Below are 24,133 nucleotides of genomic sequence, written 5' to 3' on the forward strand. Positions count from 1 at the left end.
GAAAAATTAAAAGGTGAGAGTATGAACTTATACGAAGCGATATTTTCAAGAAAATCTGTCCGAAGCTATGAGATGGAACCGGTAAAGGCGGCTCTGCTGAGTGAGGTCAGAGAGTATTACAGCCAGATTGAAGGGTTGAATCCGGGTATCCATACGGAGATTTCTATTATAGATAATACTAAGGGACAAAATAAAAGAATACATCTGCTGGGAGCGAAGGCACCTTATTACATTGCCTTTTACTCAGAGGATAAAGACCGCGCTATGATGAACGCGGGATATATTATGGAGCAGCTTGCGCTCTTTATGTGTGCAAAAGGGCTGGGGACATGTTTTTTAAGCGGTGTGAAGCCAAAGGCAGGAAACCCTCACAAGGGGAATCTGAAATTTGTGATTCTCATGGCTTTCGGATACAGCCGGGGCAGCCATACAAGAAAGGCTGTGGAAGCAAAGCGCATGGATCTGCAGGAGCTTTGTGTGTACAAGGAGGTTCCGAGACAGTGGATGAAGCAGCTTCTGGATTCCGCACGCCTGGCGCCGTCCAGTATGAACAGCCAGCCATGGCGGTTTGTGGTTTACGATAACAGAATTCACGTATTTGCCAAGAAGCATAATATGAATCACCTGGGCAGGTATGAGGAGTTTAATTTTGGTATCATGTTTTCTCATCTTATGATCGTTGCAGAAGAATTGTGGCTGGACGTGGATTTGATACGCCTGGAGGATATCACACATAAGAATTTCCCCAACAGCCAGTATATATTGAGTGCTATTTTAAGGACGTGATGAAGAGTCACGTCCTTTTTTTCTGAATTCACGTACAATTATGCGCGCCGCGGCATATTGTGTAATGAGACATGCGTGTGAAGGAAGAGGGAATGCATGATAACTGTGAGTTTATGTATGATCGTTAAGGATGAGGAGGAGGTTCTGGATCGCTGTCTTTCAGGGATGAAAGACCTGGTGGATGAAATGATCATTGTGGATACAGGATCAAAGGACAGGACAAAGGAGATTGCAGGACGGTATACTGACAAAGTATTTACATTTGAATGGACAGATGATTTTTCGGCTGCCAGGAACTTTTCTTTTTCCAAAGCATCTATGGAATACTGTATGTGGATGGACGCGGATGATGTGCTGCTCGAGAAGGACAGAATGGCTTTTTTGACAATGAAACGTGATTTGTCTTTGGACACGGATATTGTGATGATGCGGTATCATACGGCATTTGACGAGAAAGGAAATGCAGTATTCTGGTATTACAGAGAGCGTCTGATCCGGAACGGACGTGGATTTTTATGGCAGGGCGCAGTACATGAGGTCATAACGCCCGGCGGAAATATTGTATACTCAGAGGCTGCTGTTTCACATAAAAAGATCGGTGCAGGGGACCCGGACAGGAACCTCAATATATATAAGAAGATGCTGGCACAGGGGAAGGTCCTGAATGCAAGAGAACTCTATTATTATGCCCGGGAACTATATTACCATGGGGCTTACGGGGAAGCTGTCGAGGCATTCGGCAGCTTTTTAAGGCAGCCGGATGCCTGGCTGGAAAATAAGATAGAGGCATGCCAGGTCATGGCGCAGTGTTATGAAAAAGAAGGAAACAGGGCAGCATCTCTGCAGGCGCTCTTAAGGAGCCTGGAATATGATGTGCCGAGAGCAGAAGTCTGCTGTGACATCGGGAAGCATTTTATGGAAGAGGATCAGTACGAAACGGCTGTCTTCTGGTATAAAACAGCTCTGGAATGCAGGCCGGATATCGAAAGAGGGGGTTTTGTCCTCCCAGACTGCTATGGGTATATTCCGGCAATGCAGCTCTGTGTCTGCTGTGATAAACTGGGAAGATACGCGGAGGCGGAGGCATATAACGAGAGGGGCGGGAAATATAAACCGGATTCCGCGGCTTACTTATACAATAGGGAATACTTTCGTGGAAAAAACATAAATTCCCAAAATTCTTAACATCCATTGGACAGCAACATACAATGTATTAGCAGTCTTGAACTGCTAATAGAAATGGATGTGATAATATGAAAGATAATTGTAGATATGGAAAAGAAGAGAGTGCTGCGGCAGAGAGAAATAATGATGTGCATGCAGCAGGATGCCAGGACACAAGATGTTGTCCGGTTTGTCATGAGAGAAGATGCTGCTGCCCGGGGCCTACAGGTCCCATGGGACCCATGGGGCCTATAGGTCCGAGAGGGCCTATCGGCCCAAGAGGTGCTACCGGTGCTGCGGGAGTTCCGGGAATGCGGGGAGCCACAGGACCTACAGGGCCAAGCGGAGCTACAGGCGCTAACGGAATGCGTGGTGCCACAGGCCCAACCGGAGCCCCTGGAATTGCAGGTGTAACGGGGGCCACAGGGCCTGCAGGAAAGACGCCTGTGATTACCGTGGCAGGTACAGTGACGGGAGAACCCGGCACAGAGGCGTCTGTTGATGAAACGTTTACACCGGATGGCGCTGAGTTGTTCTATACGATTCCGGCTGGTCCCACAGGTCCGACCGGAGCAGCAGGAGCGGCAGGAGTTACCGGGGCTACAGGGGCAACCGGTTCGGAAGGCGCTGCCGGTCCCACAGGTCCTACAGGTCCCACAGGTCCGACAGGTCCCACAGGTCCGACAGGTCCCACCGGAGCTACGGGTCCGACCGGAGCTGCCGGTCCAACGGGGCCGACCGGGCTCATAGGCCCTACGGGTCCCACCGGAGCCAATGGAGTCGCGGGAGCCACCGGAGCTACGGGAAATACAGGAGCCAACGGAGCAACCGGCCCAACCGGAGCCACAGGGGCAGCCGGGGCCACAGGCCCCACTGGGCCAATGGGAGCAAAAGGTGATACCGGAGCCAATGGAGCAACCGGCCCGACAGGTGCCGCAGGCCCTACGGGTCCCACCGGAGCCAATGGAGCCGTCGGAGCTACCGGAGCTGCAGGCCCAACCGGTCCGACCGGAGCCACAGGGCCTACAGGTATGAATGGAGCAGCGGGAGCCACAGGAGCCACCGGAAATACAGGAGCCACCGGAGCACCAGGACCTATGGGAGCCACAGGAGCTACCGGGGCCAACGGAGCTACGGGTCCGACAGGAGCAACCGGCCCGACCGGAGCCAATGGGGTAATGGGAGCTACAGGAGCAACCGGCGCTACCGGGGCCACCGGAGCCACAGGGAATACCGGAGCTACAGGCGCGACAGGTCCTGCAGGAGATACGGCATGTTGTGCATGTGTTGCGCAGATGAGAAACATCCTTCAGCAGATCATCACGCTTTATCCAACAGAAAATCTTGTGATATCCATGGAAAGCGGCAACAATGTGAGCGGCCGTCCGGGAAGCCTTCTTCCTGCCCCGAACACAAATCCAAATGCCGGTCTTTTCCAGATAGTAAACAGCCAGGGCGCAGCACAGGAGGCGGTATCAATCTGCAGAATCGCAGCCGTCAGAATCACCAGTGCTGCCTATAATAACGGAATCACGTATCTTCCGGCACCTGCTCCGGCACCTACAGGCTGCTGCGCAAACTGTGAGGCTGCTGTCCGTTCTTATCTGCCGGTGGGTACAACAGGAGCCGCTGTCAAGGCAGGCGGTCAGACCGTCGGACAGGGCAGTGTGCTGAGAAACGAATATGGCGTAGTGGTTCTTGTCGGCGCCAATAACAGTGATCCGACCTTTATCTCCACCTGCAAGGCCGAAAGTGTCACAAAGTAATTATTTACAAGGAATAAGCTTTAAACCATACGGGGGAGAAAATCTGTATATCAGGTTTTCTCCTCCTGTTTTTTATACTTTGATTGGAGGGCACTTGTTCCTTTTTGAGCGAAAGTATTTTCTTTTATCATAAGATGGTGAAAAGTTCCGATCAATCGATAAATGTTTCTTGACAAGTGAAAGTGTAACTGATATAGTTACAGTATAAGAGTAACAAAAAAAGTTACAGTAGCGTGATGAGGATTTATATTCTGAGTCATGGGCTCAGAAAGGAGCAGTTATGAATACGAAAGAACACGAAGTTATGAAAATGAGAGGCAGTGCAGATGTATCATATCTTGGGCAGAGCGTAGACTCCATGATATGGGAGTTTATGAAGGAAAAGGGGATTCCGGGACTTACCCTGGCAATTGTTCAGGCCCCCTATATTCCGAGAGTAGTGGGGTATGGGTTGTCAGATACAGGTGAGAGAAGGCTGGCTTCAGCCAATACAATGTGGCCGGCAGGCCCCATTTCCCAGGCGTTTGCGGCTGTGGCAGTCATGCAGCTTTTTGAGGATGGAAAACTGGGGCTGGAAGATAAACTGGGTGATCATATACCGGAGGTACCGGAGGAATGGTATGATATTGAGATTTTGCAGATGCTCCGCCATGCGTCGGGTCTGCCTGACTGCCAGACGGATGGATTTGACATTTACAGAGAATGGGAGTTTAAAGAGGTTCTTGATTTAATAAGCAAAGAAGCCCTGCATTTTACTCCGGGTACAGAGGTGGAATGGAGTGCGTCAAATTTCCTGATGCTGACAGAGATCGTGGAACGTGTAAGCGGTGAGACATATCATGATTTTGTGACAGAAAGGCAGATCCATTTCCTTGGACTGAAGAGGACAGGATTTGCGGAGGACCTGGAAAATTTCAGGCATGAGGATGTATCCCTGACGGAGAACATCCATCAGTTGTTTAAAAAAGACGGGACATACATTGACCCCACAGAACCGGCCGCAAGCTATGACGAACTCGGCAGAAGGACAGGGCGGGCAGCGTCTTCAGCCCTCAGGGGCGTGGGGGATGTCTGGGCGTCCGCGCAGGATATTTCCTTCTGGGATATCGGGCTGGCAGGAGGAGTGCTGATCCATGAGCCTGAGCACAGAAAGCTTGTCTACGCCCCGTGGAACCTGCCGGACGGCAGAGAGGTGCCGGGAGTGGCAGGCTGGCAGTTTTATAAGCACAGAGGACTGATGGATATCAAAGGTTCTGTTCCCGGGTATTCTTCTTTCCTGAGCAGGTTTACCCATCCGGATGAACTGGTGTGCGTTACGCTGCTGGCAAATAAGGAAGGTATTGACTTTACGAATCTGGGAAGAAGAATTGCGGGGGCGTTCGGAGATCTGCTGTCCACCAATTATGATGATAATAAATTGTATCTCTTTGAAGGGCAGTTTCCGGTAAAGGATATGGTCAGACGATTGAAAAACGTTCTGGAAGAAAAGAAAATTCCGGTATTTGCAGAATTTGACCATGCGAAAAATGCAGAGGAGGCAGGTCTGTCCCTGCGGCCGACCACAGTGGTCGTCTTTGGTGCTCCAAAAGTGGGAACCGGGCTGATGCAGGAGGATCAGAGCATTTCCCTGGAACTTCCGCTCAGGATTGCCCTCTGGGAGGATGAGACGGGCAGTACCTGGCTGGCATTTCCAAGAATGGAACGGCTGGCAGGAGAATATGGACTGGGCAGTCATCCGGTGGTTGGGAAGATGCAGGAGCTGCTGGAGGAACTTGTGAGAAAAGCGGGGAGTGTTTATGCATAGATAAATGCAGAACGCAAAAGGACGGACATCTTTTTGAGATGTCCGTCCTTTTCAAGAAATAAAAAGAGCGCGAGACGGGACTCGAACCCGCGGCCTCGACCTTGGCAAGGTCGCGCTCCACCAACTGAGCCACTCGCGCATGTCTTAACGACAAAACATAATATACTATATCTTTCGTCAAATGTCAACACGTTTTTTGAAAAAAATTAAAAAATATTTCTGGGGTATTTACCCTGTAAAAAAAGGAGGGCCGGGCTTTTTATAAAGCCCGGCGTATGAAAAAGAAAATTTTTATATAAAGGTGATTGCCTTTCTATGTATCTAATAATAAAGCACAAATGTGATGAAACTGTGGTGAAATATTAAAAGAATTGTGAATGGAATTTGAATGTTTTGTGAAAGGAGAAAATAATTTTCCATTATGCTCAATTTATGCTATAATAGACGAAAAGCTGGTCAGACGCCCACCGGCGCCTGGGGTCTGTGATAAGACCGGACGGGGGCAGAGAGCAGCACTGCATTAGGAGGTGCTTCATTATGAAAATGATTTTTGCGATCGTGCACAAGGAAGATGAAGGATTCGTGGTAGAACGTCTGAATAAGGAACGCATCAGTGTGACAAAACTTGCCAGTACAGGCGGATTTTTGAGAAAAGGAAATGCCACGCTGATGATAGGAACTGAGGACGACAAGGTGGAAATGGTGCTCCAGGTCATCAAGGAAGAGTGTTCCAGAAGAAAAGAGATGCTCATCAATCCAACTTATTCCGCCGGGACAAAAGGTCCGGTGCTGGGATATTCCGCACCGCCGGTCACCATTGATGTGGGCGGCGCTACAGTATTTATTGTGAATGTGGAACAATACCTGAAACTGTAAAGGCGGATACGAGAGATGATAGGAACACTGGTAAACTGCGCTACGATTTTGACAGGGAGCTTTATCGGCAGCAGATTGAAAAAAGGAATACGGGAGGAGCATCAGGAGATCATGATGCAGGCCATGGGGCTGGCAGCCACAGCGCTGGGAATCAATGCCATAGTCAAGTACATGCCCCAGAGTGAATACCCGGTTCTGTTTATTGTGAGTCTGGCACTTGGCGGGCTTCTCGGAGAGAAGATACATCTGGAGGACAAGTTTAAGAAGTTTGTCACCGGGTTTTCCAATGGGAATCTGGCTCAGGGCTTATCCACGGCGATATTGCTGTTCTGCGTGGGAACCCTGTCCATTCTGGGGCCCATGGAGAGCGCATTGAGAGGGGACAATACTTACCTGTTCACCAATGCCATGCTGGATTTTGTCACATCCTCTGTGCTGGCATCCACCTTTGGATTCGGTATCGCACTGGCAGCCATTGTCTTGTTTTTCTGGCAGGGATTTTTCTACTGCCTGGCACTGCTGCTGGCCGGTGTCATGAGTCCGGCGATCATGGCGGAGATTTCCATTATCGGAGGTATCCTGATCTTTAGTTCAGGCCTCAGCATCCTGGGAATCAAGAATTTCAGAACCATGAATATGCTTCCCGCATTTCTGGTTCCCGCAGTGTTCTTTATCGTCAAATCATTTTTATAAACAGAAAATCCACCCCCGGTCATAAGGGATGGATGCTATACGACAGAAGAAAGGGGATCAACATCGTGGTCAGAAAGACAAATGTAGTGGAACAGCAGAATGTGCGGGGCGGAGAAGGTACCGTGGAATTCCATCATATCCTGAAGGAGGAAGAGCTTTACGGACACGGCAAGTTATATGCCAAAGTAGTGTTAAAGCCGCACAGCTCCATCGGTATGCATCAGCATGTGGGCAACACAGAGCCGTATTTTGTGCTGAAGGGAACAGGAGTTTTCGTGGACAATGACGGCAGCCGTACAGAAGTGCATCCCGGAGATGTATGTGTCATTGAGCCGGGACAGAGCCACAGCATGGAGAATAATACAGACGAAGATTTTGAAATGATGGCTCTCATTTACAACGAAGCAGCAAAATAGACAGGACAGATTTTGCGGAGGAGAAAAGCCTCTGACGAAATCTGACAAAAAGGACGTTTTCGCATGGGCGGGAATGTCCTTTTTTGTAAAATGCACTTGTGAAACATAATATATAATGTTAAAATTGTCACATAAGCATATGCTTGTGTATGCTTCTTGGGCATACGAAAATTTCAGGAAAAAAGCGGAGGAATTCAAGATGAAAAAACTGAAAGTGACAAAAGGCGCAAAGTGTATGGCATGTCTGGAATGTGTAAGAGCCTGTTCAACAAGCTTTTACAAGGAGTTTGACCCGGACAAATCCTGTATCCAGATCATTGACAAAAAGGGCGATGCAAAACCGATGGTCTGCGTACAGTGCGGAAAGTGCGCAGAGGCCTGTCCAGAAGGTGCGATCACACAGAATGCAAAGGGCGTTTACATGATCAACAAGAAAAAATGTACCGGATGCGGCAAATGTGTTGAGGCATGTCCTTTCCATGTAATGGTGAAGGCAGAGGATTCACCGACAAGCAGCAAATGTATCGCTTGCGGTATCTGTGCGAAAGCATGTCCGATGGACGTACTGGAAGTTGTAGAGAGCTAAGCATATGTAACGGGGCTGCCGCGGGAATCATGCGGCGGCCTTTTGTGTTTTTGGATACCGGGAGATATTGGAAGAAAAGGGGGTTTTTGCATGGTACACGGTACAGCGGTACTGAAATCAGAATACGACGGCCTGGGGCTGTCCGTTTTATGGGTCGTGCCAAATGAGGGGACAAAAGGTGTGGTACAGATATCCCACGGCATGAGCGAGAACAAGGAGCGGTATCTGCCGTTTATGGAATACCTGGCCGAACGGGGATACATCTGTGTGATCCATGACCATCGCGGGCATGGCGGCAGTGTACATAACCGGGAGGAGCTGGGATATCTCTACGGCGGTAAAAATAAAGCCATGGTGGAGGATCTTCATCAGATCACCATCTGGATTAAAGAGATATTTCCGGATCTTCCGGTGTATCTTCTGGGGCACAGCATGGGCACACTGGTAGCCAGGAATTACCTGAAATATTTTGACAATGAGCTGGAAAAACTGATCCTTACCGGGCCGCCATGTGAGAATCCGGCAGTGGATCTGGGCCTGCTCATAGCCAGAACACAGAAAAGGCACAGAGGAGGCCGCTATCGCAGCAAACTTTTAGAGACCATGTCCTTTGGTACCTTTGCCAGCCGTTTTGCAGGGGAGAAGAGCCGGTTTGCCTGGATCTGTTCCGATGAGGAAGTGGTGAAGGCGTATGAGGAATCACCCCTGTGCGGTTTCACTTTTACGGCGGATGGGTTTGAGGGGCTTTTGATGCTCCTGAAGGAAACCTACAGGAAAGAGGGCTGGAGGCTGCAGAATCCCCAGCTGCCCATTCTGTTTCTGGGGGGCGAAGAGGACCCCTGTATCGGAAACGGCAGAAAGTTTGTGAAAGAGCTTCAGTACATGAGGCAGGTGGGCTACCGCCACGTGACGGGAAAGCTCTATCCGGGCATGCGCCATGAGATTTTAAATGAAAAAGATAAACTGACAGTATATCGGAATATTTATCAATATCTGGAAAAATAAGGCGATTATTTTGAAATTATCTCCAATATGCCGGTTGAAAAACAAAAAATATAATGTTATAGTTAATTTGTACTCATAAATAAAAAGAAAGTACAGGTGTTATAAAAGGAGGACGAGCATGAAGAAGAAAATTTTAGGTATCGTGTTATCTCTGACAATGGTCGGTGCCATGCTGGCAGGCTGCGGACAGCAGCAGGGAGCTGAGGACAAGAAGGAAGAAACCAAGACAGAAGATACGAGCAAAGAAGATACCAATGCGGACGACGCCGAAAAAGCGGATGATACGGACAAAAAAGAAGATGCTGCTGACGACAGTAAGACAGAAGCCAGCGGTAAATTCGCTCCGGTTGCAAAAGAAGACCTGAAGGTGGGCGTTATCCATATTTCCGATCCGGCAGAGGGTTCCGGATACACTTACACACATGACCAGGGCATCGTTGAGATGCAGAAGGAACTGGGACTGGAAGACAGCCAGATCATCCGTAAGAACAATATCCCGGATACAGACCCAACCATGACAGAACAGGCGATCAGGGAATGTATCGAGGACGGATGCCAGATCATTTTCGCCACCAGCTTTAACTACATGGACACCTGTGAGCAGCTTGCGCAGGAATTCCCGGATGTGATCTTCTCTCACGGCACAGGATATAAGTCCAATGATACAAACTTTAACAACTACTTCGGAAGAATTTACCAGGCAAGATATTTATCCGGTATCGTTGCAGGTATGAAGACAGAGAGCAACAAGATCGGCTATGTGGCAGCCATGGGTTCTGAGAACTCAGAGGTTACCGGCGGTATCGACGCATTTGCCATCGGTGTTGCAGAGGTGAACCCGGACGCGGAGATCCACGTAAAAGTAACGAACAGCTGGTTCTCACCCACAGAGGAGACCAACGCGGCAAAAGCTCTGATCGCAGAGGGCTGTGACGTGATCGGACAGCACTGTGACACACCCAACCCGCAGACTGAGGCAGAATCCGCAGGCGTATGGGGCGTAGGATACAATTCTGATATGAGTAAGGATGCTCCGGATGCTACACTTACCTCTGTTATCTGGAACTGGGGCGTATATTATACACAGGCAGTGCAGAAAGTCATTGACGGAACCTGGACACCGGAGATCTACTTCGGCGGAATGGATGACGGTCTGGTAGATATCACTCCTATCAATGAGGAGCTGTGCGCACCGGGAACAAAAGAGAAAGTGGAAGAAGCCAGAAGAAAGATCATGGAAGAAGGCTTCAATGTATTTGACGGAGTTCTGGAGACAAACGACGGCAAAGCTGTGGGAACAGAAGGCGGCACACTGGATGATGCGACCATTACCGGAGGAATCAACTGGTATTATAAGAATGTAATCGTAGATTGATCCATATTTCTTGTTTAGTGAAAAATACAAAGAGGGAATACAAAATGTGAAAAATCATTTTGTATTCCCTCTTTTCTTATGATACAATTATCCTGTATGTTTGTGTCTAAAATTGTAACGGATGGTGTATGCGTTACCAAAACAGAAAGAAACGAGAGGTGACACAGTTGGCTTTAGACAAGGTAGAGAATGCCATTGAGCTGAGAGGTATCACAAAGACATTTGGCAGTGTTGTGGCGAACGACCATATTGACCTGGATGTGAGAAGGGGAGAGATCTTAGCGCTTCTTGGTGAGAACGGGTCCGGAAAAACCACATTGATGAATATGATTTCAGGCATTTACCACCCCGATGAGGGCAGCATCCATGTAAATGGCAGGGAAGTGGTGATCAATTCCCCCATGGATGCCAAGAAGCTGGGAATCGGCATGATCCATCAGCATTTTAAGCTGGTGGATGTATTTTCAGCCATGGATAATGTGGTGATCGGTGCAGAGGGAAAAAGGATTAAGCCCAGGGAGCTGAAAGAGAAAATCCTGGAGCTGACCAAAAAATTCGGTCTTGAGGTTGACCCGGAGAAGAAGATATACAATATGTCCGTCAGTGAGAAGCAGACCGTGGAAATTCTGAAGGTACTGTACAGAAATGCGGATATTTTAATCTTAGACGAGCCTACAGCAGTGCTCACGCCCCAGGAGACCCAGAAGCTTTTTGCCATTCTGCGCAGAATGAAAGAGCAGGGAAGCGCCATTATCATTATCACCCACAAGCTGAACGAGGTTATGGAGATCAGCGACCGGGTGACGATCCTCAGAAAAGGAAAAAGTATAGACACGGTAAACACAGCCGAGACCAATGAAAAGCAGCTCACCGAGCTGATGGTGGGCCGTCCGGTCACCCTGGAGATAGACCGGCCGAAATGTGAGAATGTGCACACCAGGTTAAAAGTGGTGGATCTGTCTGTGAAGAAAGCGGACGGGACCATGGCCCTTAAGGATCTGTCCTTTGAGATTAAGGCGGGAGAGATCCTGGGCGTAGCAGGGATCGCCGGCAGCGGACAGAAGGAGCTGTGCGAGGCCATTGCGGGTCTTGTGCCTGTGGAGACAGGTGCAGTCCTGCACAATAAAGAAAATATCATCGGCAAGACGCCGAAGCAGATCAACAACCTGGGAATCAGCCTGGGCTTTGTGCCTGAGGACAGGCTGGGCATGGGGCTTGTGGCGTCCATGGGTATGGTGGACAACATGCTGCTGAAATCCTATGACAAGGCAAAGGGCATCTTTGTGGACAGAAAGCCCGCCAAAAAACTGGCTGAGGAGCTGGTAGAACGCCTGGAGATCATGACCCCCAATGTGGAGACGCCTGTGCGCCTGCTCTCGGGCGGTAATGTGCAGAAGGTTCTGCTTGGGCGGGAAATCGAATCAGAGCCGTCAGTGCTGATCACCGCTTACCCGGTCAGAGGTCTGGATATTAACTCTTCCTACACGATCTATGACCTGCTGAATGAGCAGAAGAAAAAGGGTGTTGCCGTTATGTTTATCGGTGAGGATTTGGACGTGCTTCTGGAAATCTCTGACAGGATCATGGTGCTCTGCCATGGAGAGGCGACCGGAATCGTGGATGCTGCCGTTACTACAAAGGAAGAACTTGGACTGATGATGACAGGATCAAAAAGGGAAGGGGTGAAGGCTGATGGATGAGACAAGAAAGAAAGAGCCTCTGATTCGTGTTGAGAAGAGAAAAGAGCGCCCCGCAAAACAGGTTCGGCTGCTGCGTCTGGCCTCAGTGCTGCTTGCCATTGTTGCCGGCGGCCTCTTTATCCTCTGTATCGGATATAATCCGTTTTCTGTGTATGCTACCATTGTATCAGGTGCATTCAGAAGCAGCATGGCATTCCAGGCGACGATCAAACTTATGGTGCCGCTGCTCATACCGGCGCTGGGACTTACCCTGGCATTTAAGATGCGTTTCTGGAATATCGGAGCTGAGGGGCAGATCATCATGGGCGCTGTGTTTGCCACATTTTTTGCCCTGTTCTGCTGGGATTTCCCTCATTGGCTTCTCATGATCTGCATGTTTTTGGCAGGTATGCTGGGAGGCGCTCTGTGGGGAATCATTCCCGCGTTTTTTAAGGCAAAATTCGGTACCAATGAGACACTTTTCACATTGATGCTGAACTATATTGCGCTGTATCTGATTTCCTTCTTAAGGGATGGTCCGTGGCAGGACCCCAACTCTTCGGGATTTCCTAAAATCGCCAGGTTTGGGGAGAATGCGCAGCTTGACAAGCTGTTCGGCGTGCATGTGGGATGGCTGATCGGGCTTGTTCTGGTAGTCATTGTGTATATCTATCTGAAATACACAAAACAGGGCTACGAGATCAGCGTGGTAGGCGAGAGCCGCGCCACAGCCCAGTATGCGGGCATGAACTATAAGAAGATCGTGCTGCGCACCATGGCATTTTCAGGTGCCATCTGTGGTATCGCAGGCATGGTACAGGCCAGCGGTTCGGACCTGACCCTTACCACTTCAGTGGCAGGCGGCGTGGGATTTACAGCTATCATCGTGGCATGGCTGGCCCAGCTTAATCCGGTGGGAATCCTGGTGGTTTCCCTGCTGTTCAGTGTGCTGGAAAAGGGAAGTACGGTTATGCAGTCCTCCTATGGGCTGTCCGCCTACTCGGCAGATGTGCTGCAGGGGATCATCCTGTTTTTCGTGCTGGGATGTGAATTTTTCGTCAGATACCGTTTTGTGACCCGTAAGAAGGGAGGAAAGGCGTAATGAATTTTTTTACTAACTTTTTTGTGGCGGCAGTTCTTGCCGGTACTCCGCTTTTGTTCGGGATCTTAGGTGAGATCATCAATGAAAAGTCAGGACATCTGAATCTGGGCGTGGAGGGCATGATGTCCATCGGTGCATGCGCAGGCTTCATGATGGGATATAAGACAGATAATCTGCTTCTGGCACTGATCGCCGCATTTGCGGCAGGTATGCTGGGCGCACTCATCTATGCTGTGCTCACCGTTACCTTTATGGCAGACCAGAATGTTACCGGATTGACGCTCACTATTTTCGGTATCGGCCTGAGCAACTTCTTCGGTGATTTTGTACGGGAGAAGTCAGGGGCCACCTCTCTGAAACTGCCGTCCGACATTTTAGACAGCCTTGGCAAAGTGGAGATTCCGCTGCTGTCCGATATTCCGGTACTGGGAAAACTGTTCTTTAATTATAATATTTTTGTGTATCTCGGAATCGTGGCTGCCATTCTGTGCGGCATTTATCTGCACAGGACCAAGGCAGGACTGAATATCCGGGCAGTGGGGGAGAATCCGGCGGCTGCGGATGCCGCGGGCCTTCCCGTCACAAGGCTGAAATATATCAATCTGATGCTTGGCGGAGGCATCTGCGGGATTGGCGGTGCGTACTGTTCCATGATCATCTGTAACGGTGTATGGATCAGCAATTGTGTAAACGGTCTTGGATGGATCGCTGTGGCTCTGGTAATATTCGCCACCTGGAATCCCAATAAGGCTATTTTCGCGGCACTGGTTTTTGGTGCGTTCAGCGTGTTGAAATACTATGTACCGAAGTCAGTCATCAGGATACCGGATTCCATTTTCGATATGGTGCCGTTCTTCATGACAATACTTGTGCTGATCATCACTTCCATCCGTTCCTCAAAGGAGAATTCCCAGCCGCAGTCCTGCGGTGTGAATTATTTCCGTGAGGAGAGATAGAATCGTTACAAGATACGAAAGAAAAGCCAGATTCCCGGATGGGAGTCTGGCTTTTCGCCAATGTGCAAAATCAGTGGATAGGAGGCGGGAAAATGTCAACAAAATCAGAGCTTTTGAAGCTGCTTGAGAGTCACAGAGGGGAATACCTTTCAGGGGAGGAACTGGCATCAAGGCTTGGATATTCCAGGACAGCGGTGTGGAAAGCCATGAAAAACCTGCGCCAGGAGGGATACCGGATTCTGGCTGTGAATAACAGAGGGTATGCCCTGGAGACGGATAATGATATTCTGTCCGTGGAGGCAGTGAAAATGCATCTGGAACATCGGAATGTGTTTATGCAGGTGGAAAAGGAAATCTCCTCCACGAACCAGTATTTGAAAAGGAAGGGGATTGAGGAAAATCTGCCCCATGGCTCCTTTGTGGCAGCGGAAGCTCAGACTGAGGGAAAGGGCAGGCGGGGGCGTACCTTTTACTCACCGGCGGGCAGCGGTCTTTATTTGAGCGTACTCATGCGGCCGAAAAGGACAGCGCAGGAGAGTCTGACCCTGACAGCCGCCGCTGCGGTGGCTGTCTGCCGCGCTGTGGAGGAAGTCTGCGGGGTATCTCTGGGAATCAAGTGGGTCAACGATCTGTATCTGGGGGAGCGGAAGGTCTGCGGAATCCTTACGGAGGCTGTGACAGACTTTGAGACAGGAGATATTGAGCTGGTGGTGGTGGGAATAGGACTGAATCTCCGTATGCCGGCCGGCGGTTTTCCCGGGGAGCTTTCAGAGGTTGCCGGAGCTATATTGGGGGATGATGTGTATGTGGACAGGAATCTGCTGACTGCAGGCATTATCAATTATCTCCTCGAAGAGGCGGAGAAGGAGGGAATCCCGGAAGCGTATATTTCCAGGAATATCGTGCCGGGCAGACGTGTGCGGGTGGCATACGGGACCCGGGTCAGAAGTGTGGAGGCAGAAAAAATCCTGCCGGACGGCAGGCTGCTTGTTAAAAATGAGCAGGGAGAGGAGGAAATCCTCCCCTGCGGCGATGTGTCCCTGAATCTGCATTAACGATTTTTCTTTCGGCTTCTGCGCAGGGTATTCCAGCAGACAAACTGGACCAGAAGGATGCCGGCAAAAGCGCCGATGCTGTCTATCATCACATCGCGTTTGGAAGGGCCTCTGCCCGCCACAAAGGACTGGTGGAACTCATCCGTACAGGCAAAGCCCACACTGATGAATCCTGCAAAGAGGATCAGCAGAATCCCGCGCAGGCCGTATACGTACAGGGGGAAGGAGACACAGACAGCCAGCACAAAGTATTCACTCATGTGCGCCAGCTTCCTGACAGGTGTGTGGATCTTGTCCGTGTAATAGGCGATCTGTTCTTCGCTCATATTTTTATCCAGTACAGTATCTGCGGTCACTATGATCTTATGGCTTATTTTATAGCTGAGATTTCCCGATTCGGTTCCCGTCTGGCTGGAAAAGGAGAATATCAAATACATCACCAGAAGTGCCGGCAGAAAAGAAAAGGGCTTCAGCAGCAATATGAAAAATTTCTTCATGTTGGGTTCCTCTTTCGTCTTATCAGGTTATAGGTTGCTTCCTGGTGACTATATCACGTTTCAGGAAATGTGTAAAGTGCCGGGGACAGGCGGACCGGGAGAGAAAACCCCCTTGGATTACCTAAAAACCGTTTGACAAGGAAAAAGAACCGCTTTATACTATTATTAAAATATAAAGAAAAAGGCAAAGAAAAGAAGAGTACATTCTGCAGACTGGCAAAGAGAGCTTCGATCGGTGGGAAGAAGTGCAGCAGGCTGGATGGAAGATGGTCTTGGAGCCGCGTACCGACTACAGAAGTATAGGCTACGATGGGAGCGCCCATTACAGCGCCGGAGTATAAGGATATCCATGGAGTGGTTTGGATTTCCCGTACTTGCAAAGGTCTGTGCCGTGAGGCGCGGATGAATCAAGGTGGTACCACGAAGCATAATGCTCTCGTCCTGATTGTATGTCAATTATGGACGGGAGATTTTTTTTGCCGGAAAAGGAGGAGATTATGAGTAAACAGACACAGGAAACAGGAGGAGCGCCCAAATGGTCGGGCAGCTTCGGATTTATTATGGCAGCAGCGGGTTCTGCTGTGGGAATGGGAAACTTATGGCGTTTCCCCATGCTTGTGGGGGAGAGCGGAGGCGGAGCCTTTGTTCTTGTGTACCTCATCTGCATCTTTCTGGTGGGGATTCCGCTGATCATTGCCGAGATCAGTATTGGCCGCGCCGGAGGAAAAGACGCCTTCGGAAGCTATAAGGCCCTGAATTCCAAATGGGGCGGTGTGGGTATTCTGGCGGTGATCACAAGCTTCATCGGCCTTTCTTACTACGCCGTGCGGGGCGGCTGGGTGATCCGGTATATTTTTGTCTCCGTGACAGGGCTGCCAAAGAGCAGTGAAGCCTTTTTTACATCGTTTACAAGCAATACGGGCAGCCAGATCATCTATTATCTGGTGTTTATGGTCATCACAGTGGCTATTGTTGTAATGGGAATCCAGAAGGGGATTGAGAAGTCATGCAAGATCATGATGCCGCTTCTGATCGTCTGCCTGATCGTCATTGTCATTCGTTCCTGTACACTTCCGGGTGCCGGGGAGGGAATCAAATTCTTCCTGAAACCGGATTTCTCAAAATTGACGCCGGGAGCCTTCCTGTCAGCACTTGGACAGGTATTTTTCTCCCTGTCACTGGGTACAGGGGCCACGATCACATACGGGGCCTATCTGGGGAAAAATCAGAATATTCCCAAGAGTGCCGCAAGCATTGCGTTTTTCGATACCATGGTGGCCATGATCGCGGGATTTGCCATTCTTCCTGCTGTGTTCGCATTTGGATTTTCACCGGAGAGCGGACCGAGTCTTATGTTCCAGACACTGCCTGCAGTGTTTGATGAGATGGCAGGCGGAAAGATTTTCGGAGTGGTGTTCTTTGTGCTGGTGCTGTTTGCCGCGGTTTCCACAAGTATTGCGTTTTTAGAGGTAGTGGTCTCCTTTGCTGTGAACACATTCAAGGTAAGCCGTGCAAAGGCATCCGTCATTTCCGCGGCACTCATCACCTGTCTGGGAATCCCCTGCGCGCTCAGCTTCGGTATCTGGAACGATATTAAGATCGCCGGAAGAACCTTCTTTGACCTGGGAGATTATCTGGTGTCCAATGTATCTCTGCCGATTGGCGGGATTCTGGCCTGTATCTTTATCGGATGGGTATGGAAGAGGAAAAATGCAGAGAAGGAAGTTACGAATGACGGAAAGATCAGCTTTAAGCTGGTTTCCGCCTGGTCAGTGCTGGTGAAGTTTGTACTGCCGGTTGTGATCTTTATTATCTTTGTAACCTCCAACCAATGGATAAAAAAACTGTTTGAAGATCTGTTTGGCAATCTGTTTAAGTAATAACGGGACAGGAACCGTCCGGATGCATGGCAGCAGAGCCGCATCCGGGCGGTTTTTCTTCTATTGTCAATTTCAATAATTAATGATATTCTGTATAGGACAAAAGATGATTAGAAACCTATTATAGAAAAGCGAGGACAAGGCATGAGTCTGGCAGATCATATTTTTATGGATATGTGCCGCGATATTCTGGAGAACGGCACGGACACAAAAGGCGAAAAGGTCCGCCCAAAATGGGAGGATACCGGGGAGAGCGCGTACACGATCAAACGTTTCGGAGTTGTGAACCGCTATGATTTGAGAAAAGAGTTTCCCGCGCTGACACTGCGGAAGACAGCTCTTAAAAGCTGCATGGATGAGATCCTCTGGATATACCAGAAAAAGTCCAACAACATCCACGACCTGAATTCCCATATCTGGGATGCCTGGGCGGATGCGGACGGCTCCATCGGAACCTGTTACGGCGATGTGGTGGGGAGGAAGTTCATCTACAAGGGGGAGGAGACAGACCAGATGGATTATGTACTGCGGCAGCTAAAAGAAAACCCGTACAGCCGCAGGATCATGACCAATCTGTACCAGTTTGAATATCTGCACAGCGGTGCGCTGGACCCCTGCTGTTACAGCATGACTTATAATGTGACAAAGGACGCGGCAGAGGACAGGCTGGTACTGAACGGTGTTTTGAACCAGCGCTCCCAGGATGTTCTGGCGGCAAACAACTGGAATGTGTGCCAGTATTCCATCCTTCTTATGATGGTGGCCCAGGTAAATGACATGATCCCCGGGGAACTGGTGCATGTGATCGCGGATGCCCATATCTATGACCGCCACGTGCCGGCTGTCAGGGAACTGATTTCCAGGACACCTTATGCGGCGCCAAAGGTAACCCTGAATCCGGAGATAAAGGATTTTTATGACTTTACCACAAAGGATCTGATCGTGGAGGATTACCAGGCGGGGCCGCAGATCAGGAATATACCCATAGCAGTTTGAGGCGGCAGTCCGAGAATCTGCATGACAAAGGAGAGAGACAAGATGAATATAATCGTAGCTGTAGATAAGAACTGGGGAATCGGCAAAGACAACCGTCTGCTTGTGAGCATTCCGGCTGACATGAAATTTTTCCGCACCACAACCACCGGCAAAGTGGTTGTTATGGGAAGAAAGACTCTGGAGAGCTTTCCGGGCGGACAGCCCTTGAAAAACCGCACGAACATTGTGCTCACAAGGGATGAAAATTACAAGGTAAAAGACGCTGTGATCGTGCACAGTGTGGATGCGCTTATGGAAGAACTGAAACAATATGACAGCGAAGAGGTTTATGTCATCGGCGGTGACAGCGTATACAGCGCCCTGCTGGACTACTGTGATACCGCTTATGTAACGAAGATCGACTTCGCCTATGAGGCAGATACCTGGTTCCCAAATCTGGATGAGAGAAAGGACTGGTCAGCAGCTGAGGCCAGCGAGGAGCAGACCTATTTTGACCTGGAATACCAGTTCGTAAAATATAAGAAAAACGGCAAATAATACCTGCGGCTCTGCCGCGGACACAAAACAGGCCTCCGGAGGAAAAATTCCCGCCGGAGGCCTCTGATTTATTCAATAATTATTCAATAACCTGAATCCATCCCTCAGGAGCTTCCAGTCTACCCATCTGGATGCCTGTGAGTGTGTCATACAGTTTCTGGGTTACAGGGCCCATCTGTTCCATGCCTGCCGGCAGTATGATCTCTTTGCCGTGGTCAACGATCTTTCCTACCGGGGAGATAACTGCAGCTGTGCCGCAGAGACCGCACTCGGCAAAATCTTTTACTTCCTCGAAGAGAACCTCCCTCTCCTCAACCTTCAGGCCCAGATAATGTTCCGCAACATAGATCAGGGAACGTCTGGTGATGGACGGCAGAATACTGCTGGATTTTGGTGTTACTACGGTGTTGTCTTTGGTGACAAAAAGGAAGTTGGCGCCGCCTGTCTCCTCCACCTTGGTTCTTGTGCCCGGGTCCAGATACATATTTTCATCAAAGCCCTGGTTGTGGGCATCCACGATGGCGTGAAGGCTCATGGCGTAATTCAGGCCTGCTTTGATATGGCCCGTGCCGTTTGGTGCTGCACGGTCAAAATCGCTGACGCGGATGGTCAGAGGCTTTACGCCGCCTTTGAAGTAAGGGCCAACAGGAGTGGTGAATACACGGAACTGGTATTCATCGGCTGGTTTTACGCCGATAACCGGGTTGCTTCCGAACATATAGGGACGGATATACAGTGTGGCTCCTGAGCCGTAGGGCGGTACATAGGCAGCATTTGCCTTTACAGTTTCCTTCACTGCCTGTATGAAGCGCTCTTTTGAGAACACAGGCATTTCCAGGCGGCGGGCAGAATTCTCCATGCGCTCACCGTTTAAGTCAGGGCGGAAGGTGACGATGCGTCCGTCTTCCGTTGTGTAGGCCTTCAGTCCTTCAAAAACCGTCTGTGCGTACTGCAGGACACCTGCGCACTCGCTGATGGTCACTGTGTCATCTGTGATCATTGCGCCCTCGTCCCAGGCTCCGTCCTTATAATTAGAAACATAGCGGTAGTCGGTTTTCAGGTATGAAAATCCGAGATTAGACCAGTCAATGTTCTTCTTTTCCATAGTAGTTCCTCCATTCTGCCGATAGATACGGTATGTAATCATAATTTTTTATCATTATAAAACTTTAACGTATGAATTGCAAGAGATGCCGCATTGCTTTTTTCTCTTATTTCATATATAATCGTAATCAAACGGACAAGTATGTCTGATAGCTAATAGTTTTATTCAAAACTGGAGAGATAAAAGATGGCAAATAATGATTGGAATAATCTGGGCAGGGATATTAAAGATATCGTACAGGATGCCCTGGATACAGGAAATTTTAACCGGTTGAACCGAGACCTGGGAGCCACGCTGGAGGATGCGCTGGGCAATGTGGCCAACAGCGTGAAAGACGCGGCAAAAAGCGGCATGGACCAGGCAAAAAACAGTATGAACCAGGGTTCATGCTGCGGCGGGCGGGACAGGATCCGAAGACCAAACAGCGGGGCAGGCTCCCGCAGGACTTACACAGGCAGCTCTTCGTGGAATGACAGGACCTATTCCCCGGATGGGTTTCAGTCAAGACCAAGATACCGGTACCCCGAGACAAAGCGGGTAAAAGAGGCAAGGGAAAAATTTGCCCTCTATATTAATACCAGCGGGCCGAGAGCCATGGGCATACTCTTTACCACCCTGGGTTTTGCGCTGTTCGCCATGTTCGGCGTCACGCTGACGGTGCTGGGAATCTGTTCGCTGTTTATCGGTTCCCTGGCTGATAAGATGGGAATCTTTCTGTCCGTGTTCGGTCCGGCTATCGGCATCAGCGGAATTATGGGAATCTGCGGGAATAAGCTCAGAAAGAAAATAAACCGTTTCCGTTCCTACATACACACCCTGAACGGCAGGACGTATGCGGAGATCTCGGAGCTGGCAAAGGGTGTGAGAAAGCCGGAGAAATTTGTCCGCAGGGATTTGAAGCGGATGATCAAGAAATATATGTTTCTGGAGGGACATCTGGATGAGTCGGGCACCTGCCTGATCACCAGTGATGAGTCTTATAAACAATATCTGGAGACAAAGAGACAGGCGGAGATCCAGCAGAAAGAAAAAGAGCAGGAGATCCGGCAGGAAAAAGAAACAGACAGCGATGAGAATTTGTCCAAGGAGGCCCGTCAGGTCATAGAGGAGGGCAATGCCTACATTGAGCAGATAAGAAAAAGCAATGACGCCATCCCGGGCGTGGAGATATCCAACAAGATGTATCATCTGGAAAATGTGATCAAGCGTATCTTCAAGCGTGTGGAACAGCATCCGGAACTGATCGATGACCTGCACAAATTCATGGATTATTACCTGCCCACCACAGTGAAGCTTCTGCAGGCCTATGAAGAGCTGGACAAACAGGATGTGGAAGGCGACAACATCATAATGGCAAAGAAAGAAATTGAAAATACACTGGACACTATTAATGAAGCATTTGAGAATCTTCTGGACAGCTTTTTCAGGGATACGGCGTGGGATGTAGCCACAGATATTTCGGTCCTGAAGACCATGCTGGCACAGGAAGGTCTCACAGGCGGCAAGGATTTTCAGCAGGATAAGTGAGATCCGGGCTGTGAATGGAAATGAACCGAAGAAGGAGTAAGAGATGAGTGACGAATTCAAAGATTTTACGGTAACACCCACATTGACATTTGACGCGCCCCAGGAGGCGGCGCCGGTTGTGGAAATAAAAAAGGAAGAGCCGGTGGAACCGCAGCTTGACGAGAGTGTGCTCTCCGATGCGGAGCGGAAAATGGTGGATGATTTTTCAAAACAGATTGATATCCGCAATTCCGCAGCCATTCTGCAGTACGGGGCAGGAACCCAGAAAAAGATGGCGGATTTTTCCGAGGAGGCTCTGGAAAAGGTAAAGACAAAGGACCTGGGTGAAGTGGGGGACCTTCTGGGCGATGTGGTGACACAGCTCAAAAGCTTCGATGCAGCCGAGGAGGAAAAGGGACTGCGCGGCCTGTTCAAACGCGGCTCCAATAAAATAGAAGCTATGAAGACAAAATATGCCAAGGCGGAGACAAATATCGCGAAGATCGTACAGACCCTGGAGCAGCACCAGATTCAGCTTATGAAGGACGCTGCCACCATGGACAAGATGTATGCGCTGAACCTGAATTATTTTAAAGAGCTTTCCATGTACATTCTGGCCGGAAAGAAGAAACTCCAGGAAGTGCGCAGCACAGACCTTCCCCAGCTTATGGAGAAAGCCCAGAGAAGCGGTCTTCCGGAGGATGCCCAGGCAGCCAAGGACCTGGATTCCATGTGCCAGAGATTTGAGAAGAAGATCCATGACCTGGAACTGACCCGCATGATTTCCATCCAGACAGCACCCCAGATCCGTCTGGTACAGGGCAATGACACCCTGATGGCAGAGAAGATCCAGTCCACTTTGGTCAATACCATTCCTCTTTGGAAGAGCCAGATGGTTCTGGCACTGGGCGTTGCCCATTCCTCTGAGGCGGCAAGGGCACAGAGACAGGTGACCGATATGACAAACGCTCTTCTCCAGAAAAATGCGGAGACACTTAAGATGGCCACCATCGAGGCCGCGAAGGAATCCGAGCGGGGCATTGTGGATATTGAAACGCTGAAGAAGACAAACGAGTCCCTGATCAGCACTTTTGATGAGATCATGAACATCCAGAAAGAGGGCCATCAGAAGCGTATGGAAGCTGAGGTGGAGATGAACCGTCTGGAAGGCGAACTGAAGAATAAGCTTTTAGAGATTAACCGGTAAATGCAGAACGGGCGTGTTTAGGTCAGAAAAGCCTGAACACGCTTTTTATACAGGAGGCAGTGAAATGTATCGTGACCATACAAAAGTGGTACAGATAGGTGATAAAAAAATAGGCGGGGGCAATCCGATCCTGATCCAGTCCATGACCAACACGAAAACAGAGGATGTGAAAGCCACAGTGGCACAGATTCATGCTCTTGAGGCGGCAGGGTGTGAGATCATTCGCTGTACGGTTCCCACGAAAGAGGCGGCAGAGGCGCTGGGGGAGATCAAGAAACAGATTCATATCCCTCTGGCAGCGGACATTCATTTTGACTACAGAATGGCTGTGGCAGCCATGGAGAACGGGGCAGATAAAATTCGTATCAATCCCGGAAACATCGGCGGTCCTGAGAAGATAAAAGCAGTGGTGGACACAGCGAAGGAGAGGAATATCCCCATCCGTGTGGGCGTCAACTCCGGCTCCCTGGAAAAAGAGCTGGTGGAAAAGTATCACGGCGTGACCGCGGAGGGACTTGTGGAGAGCGCGCTTGACAAGGTGAAGATCATAGAGGACTTTGACTATGACAACCTGGTCATCAGCATAAAATCCTCAGATGTCCTTATGTGCGTCAAAGCCCATGAACTTCTGGCAGAGAAGACAGCATATCCCCTTCATGTGGGCATCACAGAGGCAGGCACCCTGTATTCCGGCAATATCAAATCCGCTGTTGGCCTGGGCATTATCTTATACCAGGGGATTGGCGATACCATCCGTGTATCCCTCACCGGAGACCCGGTGGAGGAGATCAAGTCCGCTAAGAGGATCTTAAAGACACTGAATCTGAGAAAAGGCGGTATCGAGGTGGTTTCCTGTCCGACCTGCGGAAGGACGCAGATCGATCTGATCGGACTGGCAAACCAGGTGGAGACCATGGTGCAGAAGTTCCCGCTGGACATCAAGGTAGCTGTCATGGGCTGCGTGGTCAACGGTCCGGGAGAGGCAAAAGAGGCGGATATCGGCATTGCAGGCGGCAAAGGTGTGGGTCTGCTGATCAAAAAAGGCGAGATCATCAGAAAAGTTCCGGAGGCGGAGCTTTTAGATGTCCTTCGGCTGGAACTGGAAAACTGGGAGAAATAGTGTTTTACGGAAAGGAAGCTTA

Annotated in this window: 22 protein-coding genes and 1 tRNA gene; 20 read left to right on the top strand and 3 right to left on the bottom strand. The window is 49.7% G+C overall.

Annotated elements, in window-relative coordinates; all coding sequences use genetic code 11:
- Positions 1-21 precede the first annotated feature (21 nt).
- The 4 genes from V8Q34_RS19745 to V8Q34_RS19760 all read left to right on the top strand — a co-directional run bounded on the left by V8Q34_RS19745 (position 22) and on the right by V8Q34_RS19760 (position 5,520).
- Complete coding sequence (locus V8Q34_RS19745; RefSeq protein ID WP_335836165.1) at positions 22-786, top strand: nitroreductase family protein; 765 nt, start codon at positions 22-24, stop codon at positions 784-786.
- A gap of 96 nt (positions 787-882) precedes the next feature.
- Positions 883-1,971, top strand: a complete 1,089-nt coding sequence (locus V8Q34_RS19750; RefSeq protein ID WP_335836166.1) for a tetratricopeptide repeat-containing glycosyltransferase family 2 protein — start codon at positions 883-885, stop codon at positions 1,969-1,971.
- A 68-nt stretch (positions 1,972-2,039) separates the two neighbouring features.
- Entirely contained in the window at positions 2,040-3,716 is a 1,677-nt protein-coding gene (locus V8Q34_RS19755; RefSeq protein WP_335836167.1) for a collagen-like protein, read from the top strand.
- 280 nt (positions 3,717-3,996) lie between these two features.
- Entirely contained in the window at positions 3,997-5,520 is a 1,524-nt protein-coding gene (locus V8Q34_RS19760; protein WP_033141051.1) for a serine hydrolase, read from the top strand.
- A 66-nt stretch (positions 5,521-5,586) separates the two neighbouring features.
- Here V8Q34_RS19760 and V8Q34_RS19765 read toward each other — a convergent pair.
- Positions 5,587-5,659: transfer RNA gene (locus V8Q34_RS19765), tRNA-Gly, on the bottom strand.
- 398 nt (positions 5,660-6,057) lie between these two features.
- Here V8Q34_RS19765 and V8Q34_RS19770 point away from each other — a divergent pair.
- The 10 genes from V8Q34_RS19770 to V8Q34_RS19815 all read left to right on the top strand — a co-directional run bounded on the left by V8Q34_RS19770 (position 6,058) and on the right by V8Q34_RS19815 (position 15,263).
- On the top strand, positions 6,058-6,396 hold the full coding sequence (locus V8Q34_RS19770; protein WP_018596100.1) for a cyclic-di-AMP receptor: 339 nt from the start codon (positions 6,058-6,060) through the stop codon (positions 6,394-6,396).
- A gap of 15 nt (positions 6,397-6,411) precedes the next feature.
- Positions 6,412-7,089 carry a DUF554 domain-containing protein gene (locus tag V8Q34_RS19775; protein WP_033141052.1) on the top strand — a complete coding sequence of 226 codons (678 nt, stop codon included), beginning with the start codon at positions 6,412-6,414 and terminating at the stop codon, positions 7,087-7,089.
- A 65-nt stretch (positions 7,090-7,154) separates the two neighbouring features.
- Complete coding sequence (locus tag V8Q34_RS19780) at positions 7,155-7,505, top strand: cupin domain-containing protein (protein ID WP_033141053.1); 351 nt, start codon at positions 7,155-7,157, stop codon at positions 7,503-7,505.
- A gap of 199 nt (positions 7,506-7,704) precedes the next feature.
- Entirely contained in the window at positions 7,705-8,091 is a 387-nt protein-coding gene (locus V8Q34_RS19785) for a 4Fe-4S binding protein (protein ID WP_033141054.1), read from the top strand.
- Positions 8,092-8,181: 90 nt separating this feature from the next.
- A complete protein-coding gene (locus V8Q34_RS19790; protein WP_033141055.1) occupies positions 8,182-9,096 on the top strand; it encodes an alpha/beta fold hydrolase in 915 nt (304 codons plus the stop codon).
- A 118-nt stretch (positions 9,097-9,214) separates the two neighbouring features.
- Positions 9,215-10,471: a BMP family ABC transporter substrate-binding protein gene (locus tag V8Q34_RS19795; protein WP_103732349.1), complete on the top strand. Its 1,257-nt coding sequence runs from the start codon at positions 9,215-9,217 to the stop codon at positions 10,469-10,471.
- Between the two features lie 128 nt (positions 10,472-10,599).
- Positions 10,600-12,171, top strand: a complete 1,572-nt coding sequence (locus tag V8Q34_RS19800; RefSeq protein WP_335836168.1) for an ABC transporter ATP-binding protein — start codon at positions 10,600-10,602, stop codon at positions 12,169-12,171.
- Positions 12,164-13,252 carry an ABC transporter permease gene (locus V8Q34_RS19805; RefSeq protein WP_033141058.1) on the top strand — a complete coding sequence of 363 codons (1,089 nt, stop codon included), beginning with the start codon at positions 12,164-12,166 and terminating at the stop codon, positions 13,250-13,252. The genes V8Q34_RS19800 and V8Q34_RS19805 overlap by 8 nt, the downstream gene beginning before the upstream one ends.
- Positions 13,252-14,208: an ABC transporter permease gene (locus tag V8Q34_RS19810; RefSeq protein WP_335836169.1), complete on the top strand. Its 957-nt coding sequence runs from the start codon at positions 13,252-13,254 to the stop codon at positions 14,206-14,208. The genes V8Q34_RS19805 and V8Q34_RS19810 overlap by 1 nt, the downstream gene beginning before the upstream one ends.
- A 92-nt stretch (positions 14,209-14,300) precedes the next feature.
- Entirely contained in the window at positions 14,301-15,263 is a 963-nt protein-coding gene (locus V8Q34_RS19815) for a biotin--[acetyl-CoA-carboxylase] ligase (RefSeq protein WP_227242531.1), read from the top strand.
- On the opposite strand, the gene V8Q34_RS19820 is transcribed toward V8Q34_RS19815, so the two are convergent.
- On the bottom strand, positions 15,260-15,760 hold the full coding sequence (locus V8Q34_RS19820) for a VanZ family protein (RefSeq protein ID WP_033141061.1): 501 nt from the start codon (positions 15,758-15,760) through the stop codon (positions 15,260-15,262). The genes V8Q34_RS19815 and V8Q34_RS19820 overlap by 4 nt on opposite strands.
- A 497-nt stretch (positions 15,761-16,257) precedes the next feature.
- Here V8Q34_RS19820 and V8Q34_RS19825 point away from each other — a divergent pair, with 497 nt between their 5' ends.
- From V8Q34_RS19825 to V8Q34_RS19835, 3 genes are all read left to right on the top strand, one after another.
- Positions 16,258-17,640: a sodium-dependent transporter gene (locus V8Q34_RS19825; RefSeq protein ID WP_335836170.1), complete on the top strand. Its 1,383-nt coding sequence runs from the start codon at positions 16,258-16,260 to the stop codon at positions 17,638-17,640.
- Between the two features lie 144 nt (positions 17,641-17,784).
- Positions 17,785-18,636 (top strand): thymidylate synthase, encoded by an 852-nt coding sequence (thyA, locus tag V8Q34_RS19830; protein WP_033141062.1) that lies wholly within the window; start codon positions 17,785-17,787, stop codon positions 18,634-18,636.
- Between the two features lie 42 nt (positions 18,637-18,678).
- Positions 18,679-19,173, top strand: a complete 495-nt coding sequence (locus V8Q34_RS19835) for a dihydrofolate reductase (protein WP_033141063.1) — start codon at positions 18,679-18,681, stop codon at positions 19,171-19,173.
- A gap of 79 nt (positions 19,174-19,252) precedes the next feature.
- On the opposite strand, the gene V8Q34_RS19840 is transcribed toward V8Q34_RS19835, so the two are convergent.
- Positions 19,253-20,278 (bottom strand): branched-chain amino acid aminotransferase, encoded by a 1,026-nt coding sequence (locus V8Q34_RS19840; RefSeq protein ID WP_033141064.1) that lies wholly within the window; start codon positions 20,276-20,278, stop codon positions 19,253-19,255.
- Positions 20,279-20,464: 186 nt separating this feature from the next.
- Between V8Q34_RS19840 and V8Q34_RS19845 the strand changes: the two genes are divergently transcribed.
- The 3 genes from V8Q34_RS19845 (at position 20,465) to ispG (ending at position 24,111) form a co-directional block, all read left to right on the top strand.
- Positions 20,465-21,805, top strand: a complete 1,341-nt coding sequence (locus tag V8Q34_RS19845; RefSeq protein WP_103731265.1) for a 5-bromo-4-chloroindolyl phosphate hydrolysis family protein — start codon at positions 20,465-20,467, stop codon at positions 21,803-21,805.
- A gap of 43 nt (positions 21,806-21,848) precedes the next feature.
- The gene (locus V8Q34_RS19850) at positions 21,849-22,991 is read left to right on the top strand and encodes a toxic anion resistance protein (protein ID WP_033141066.1); all 1,143 of its coding nucleotides are present in this window, start codon (positions 21,849-21,851) and stop codon (positions 22,989-22,991) included.
- Positions 22,992-23,055: 64 nt separating this feature from the next.
- Positions 23,056-24,111, top strand: coding sequence for a flavodoxin-dependent (E)-4-hydroxy-3-methylbut-2-enyl-diphosphate synthase (ispG, locus tag V8Q34_RS19855; protein WP_335836171.1), 1,056 nt, complete (start codon positions 23,056-23,058; stop codon positions 24,109-24,111).
- Positions 24,112-24,133: the final 22 nt, after the last annotated feature.

The sequence above is a fragment of the Blautia sp. JLR.GB0024 genome (assembly GCF_037000545.1).
Lineage (GTDB): Bacteria > Bacillota > Clostridia > Lachnospirales > Lachnospiraceae > Blautia > Blautia celeris.

Bases quoted from the DNA above. Each gene is read 5' to 3' on its own strand.
- V8Q34_RS19825 (WP_335836170.1), top strand. From the start codon at position 16,258: ATGAGTAAACAGACACAGGAAACAGGAGGAGCGCCCAAATGGTCGGGC.
- V8Q34_RS19810 (WP_335836169.1), top strand. From the start codon at position 13,252: ATGAATTTTTTTACTAACTTTTTTGTGGCGGCAGTTCTTGCCGGTACT.
- V8Q34_RS19805 (WP_033141058.1), top strand. From the start codon at position 12,164: ATGGATGAGACAAGAAAGAAAGAGCCTCTGATTCGTGTTGAGAAGAGA.
- V8Q34_RS19755 (WP_335836167.1), top strand. From the start codon at position 2,040: ATGAAAGATAATTGTAGATATGGAAAAGAAGAGAGTGCTGCGGCAGAG.
- V8Q34_RS19820 (WP_033141061.1), bottom strand. From the start codon at position 15,760: ATGAAGAAATTTTTCATATTGCTGCTGAAGCCCTTTTCTTTTCTGCCG.
- V8Q34_RS19770 (WP_018596100.1), top strand. From the start codon at position 6,058: ATGAAAATGATTTTTGCGATCGTGCACAAGGAAGATGAAGGATTCGTG.
- V8Q34_RS19745 (WP_335836165.1), top strand. From the start codon at position 22: ATGAACTTATACGAAGCGATATTTTCAAGAAAATCTGTCCGAAGCTAT.
- ispG (WP_335836171.1), top strand. From the start codon at position 23,056: ATGTATCGTGACCATACAAAAGTGGTACAGATAGGTGATAAAAAAATA.
- thyA (WP_033141062.1), top strand. From the start codon at position 17,785: ATGAGTCTGGCAGATCATATTTTTATGGATATGTGCCGCGATATTCTG.
- V8Q34_RS19750 (WP_335836166.1), top strand. From the start codon at position 883: ATGATAACTGTGAGTTTATGTATGATCGTTAAGGATGAGGAGGAGGTT.
- V8Q34_RS19785 (WP_033141054.1), top strand. From the start codon at position 7,705: ATGAAAAAACTGAAAGTGACAAAAGGCGCAAAGTGTATGGCATGTCTG.
- V8Q34_RS19795 (WP_103732349.1), top strand. From the start codon at position 9,215: ATGAAGAAGAAAATTTTAGGTATCGTGTTATCTCTGACAATGGTCGGT.
- V8Q34_RS19850 (WP_033141066.1), top strand. From the start codon at position 21,849: ATGAGTGACGAATTCAAAGATTTTACGGTAACACCCACATTGACATTT.
- V8Q34_RS19835 (WP_033141063.1), top strand. From the start codon at position 18,679: ATGAATATAATCGTAGCTGTAGATAAGAACTGGGGAATCGGCAAAGAC.
- V8Q34_RS19845 (WP_103731265.1), top strand. From the start codon at position 20,465: ATGGCAAATAATGATTGGAATAATCTGGGCAGGGATATTAAAGATATC.
- V8Q34_RS19760 (WP_033141051.1), top strand. From the start codon at position 3,997: ATGAATACGAAAGAACACGAAGTTATGAAAATGAGAGGCAGTGCAGAT.
- V8Q34_RS19775 (WP_033141052.1), top strand. From the start codon at position 6,412: ATGATAGGAACACTGGTAAACTGCGCTACGATTTTGACAGGGAGCTTT.
- V8Q34_RS19840 (WP_033141064.1), bottom strand. From the start codon at position 20,278: ATGGAAAAGAAGAACATTGACTGGTCTAATCTCGGATTTTCATACCTG.
- V8Q34_RS19800 (WP_335836168.1), top strand. From the start codon at position 10,600: ATGCGTTACCAAAACAGAAAGAAACGAGAGGTGACACAGTTGGCTTTA.
- V8Q34_RS19790 (WP_033141055.1), top strand. From the start codon at position 8,182: ATGGTACACGGTACAGCGGTACTGAAATCAGAATACGACGGCCTGGGG.
- V8Q34_RS19815 (WP_227242531.1), top strand. From the start codon at position 14,301: ATGTCAACAAAATCAGAGCTTTTGAAGCTGCTTGAGAGTCACAGAGGG.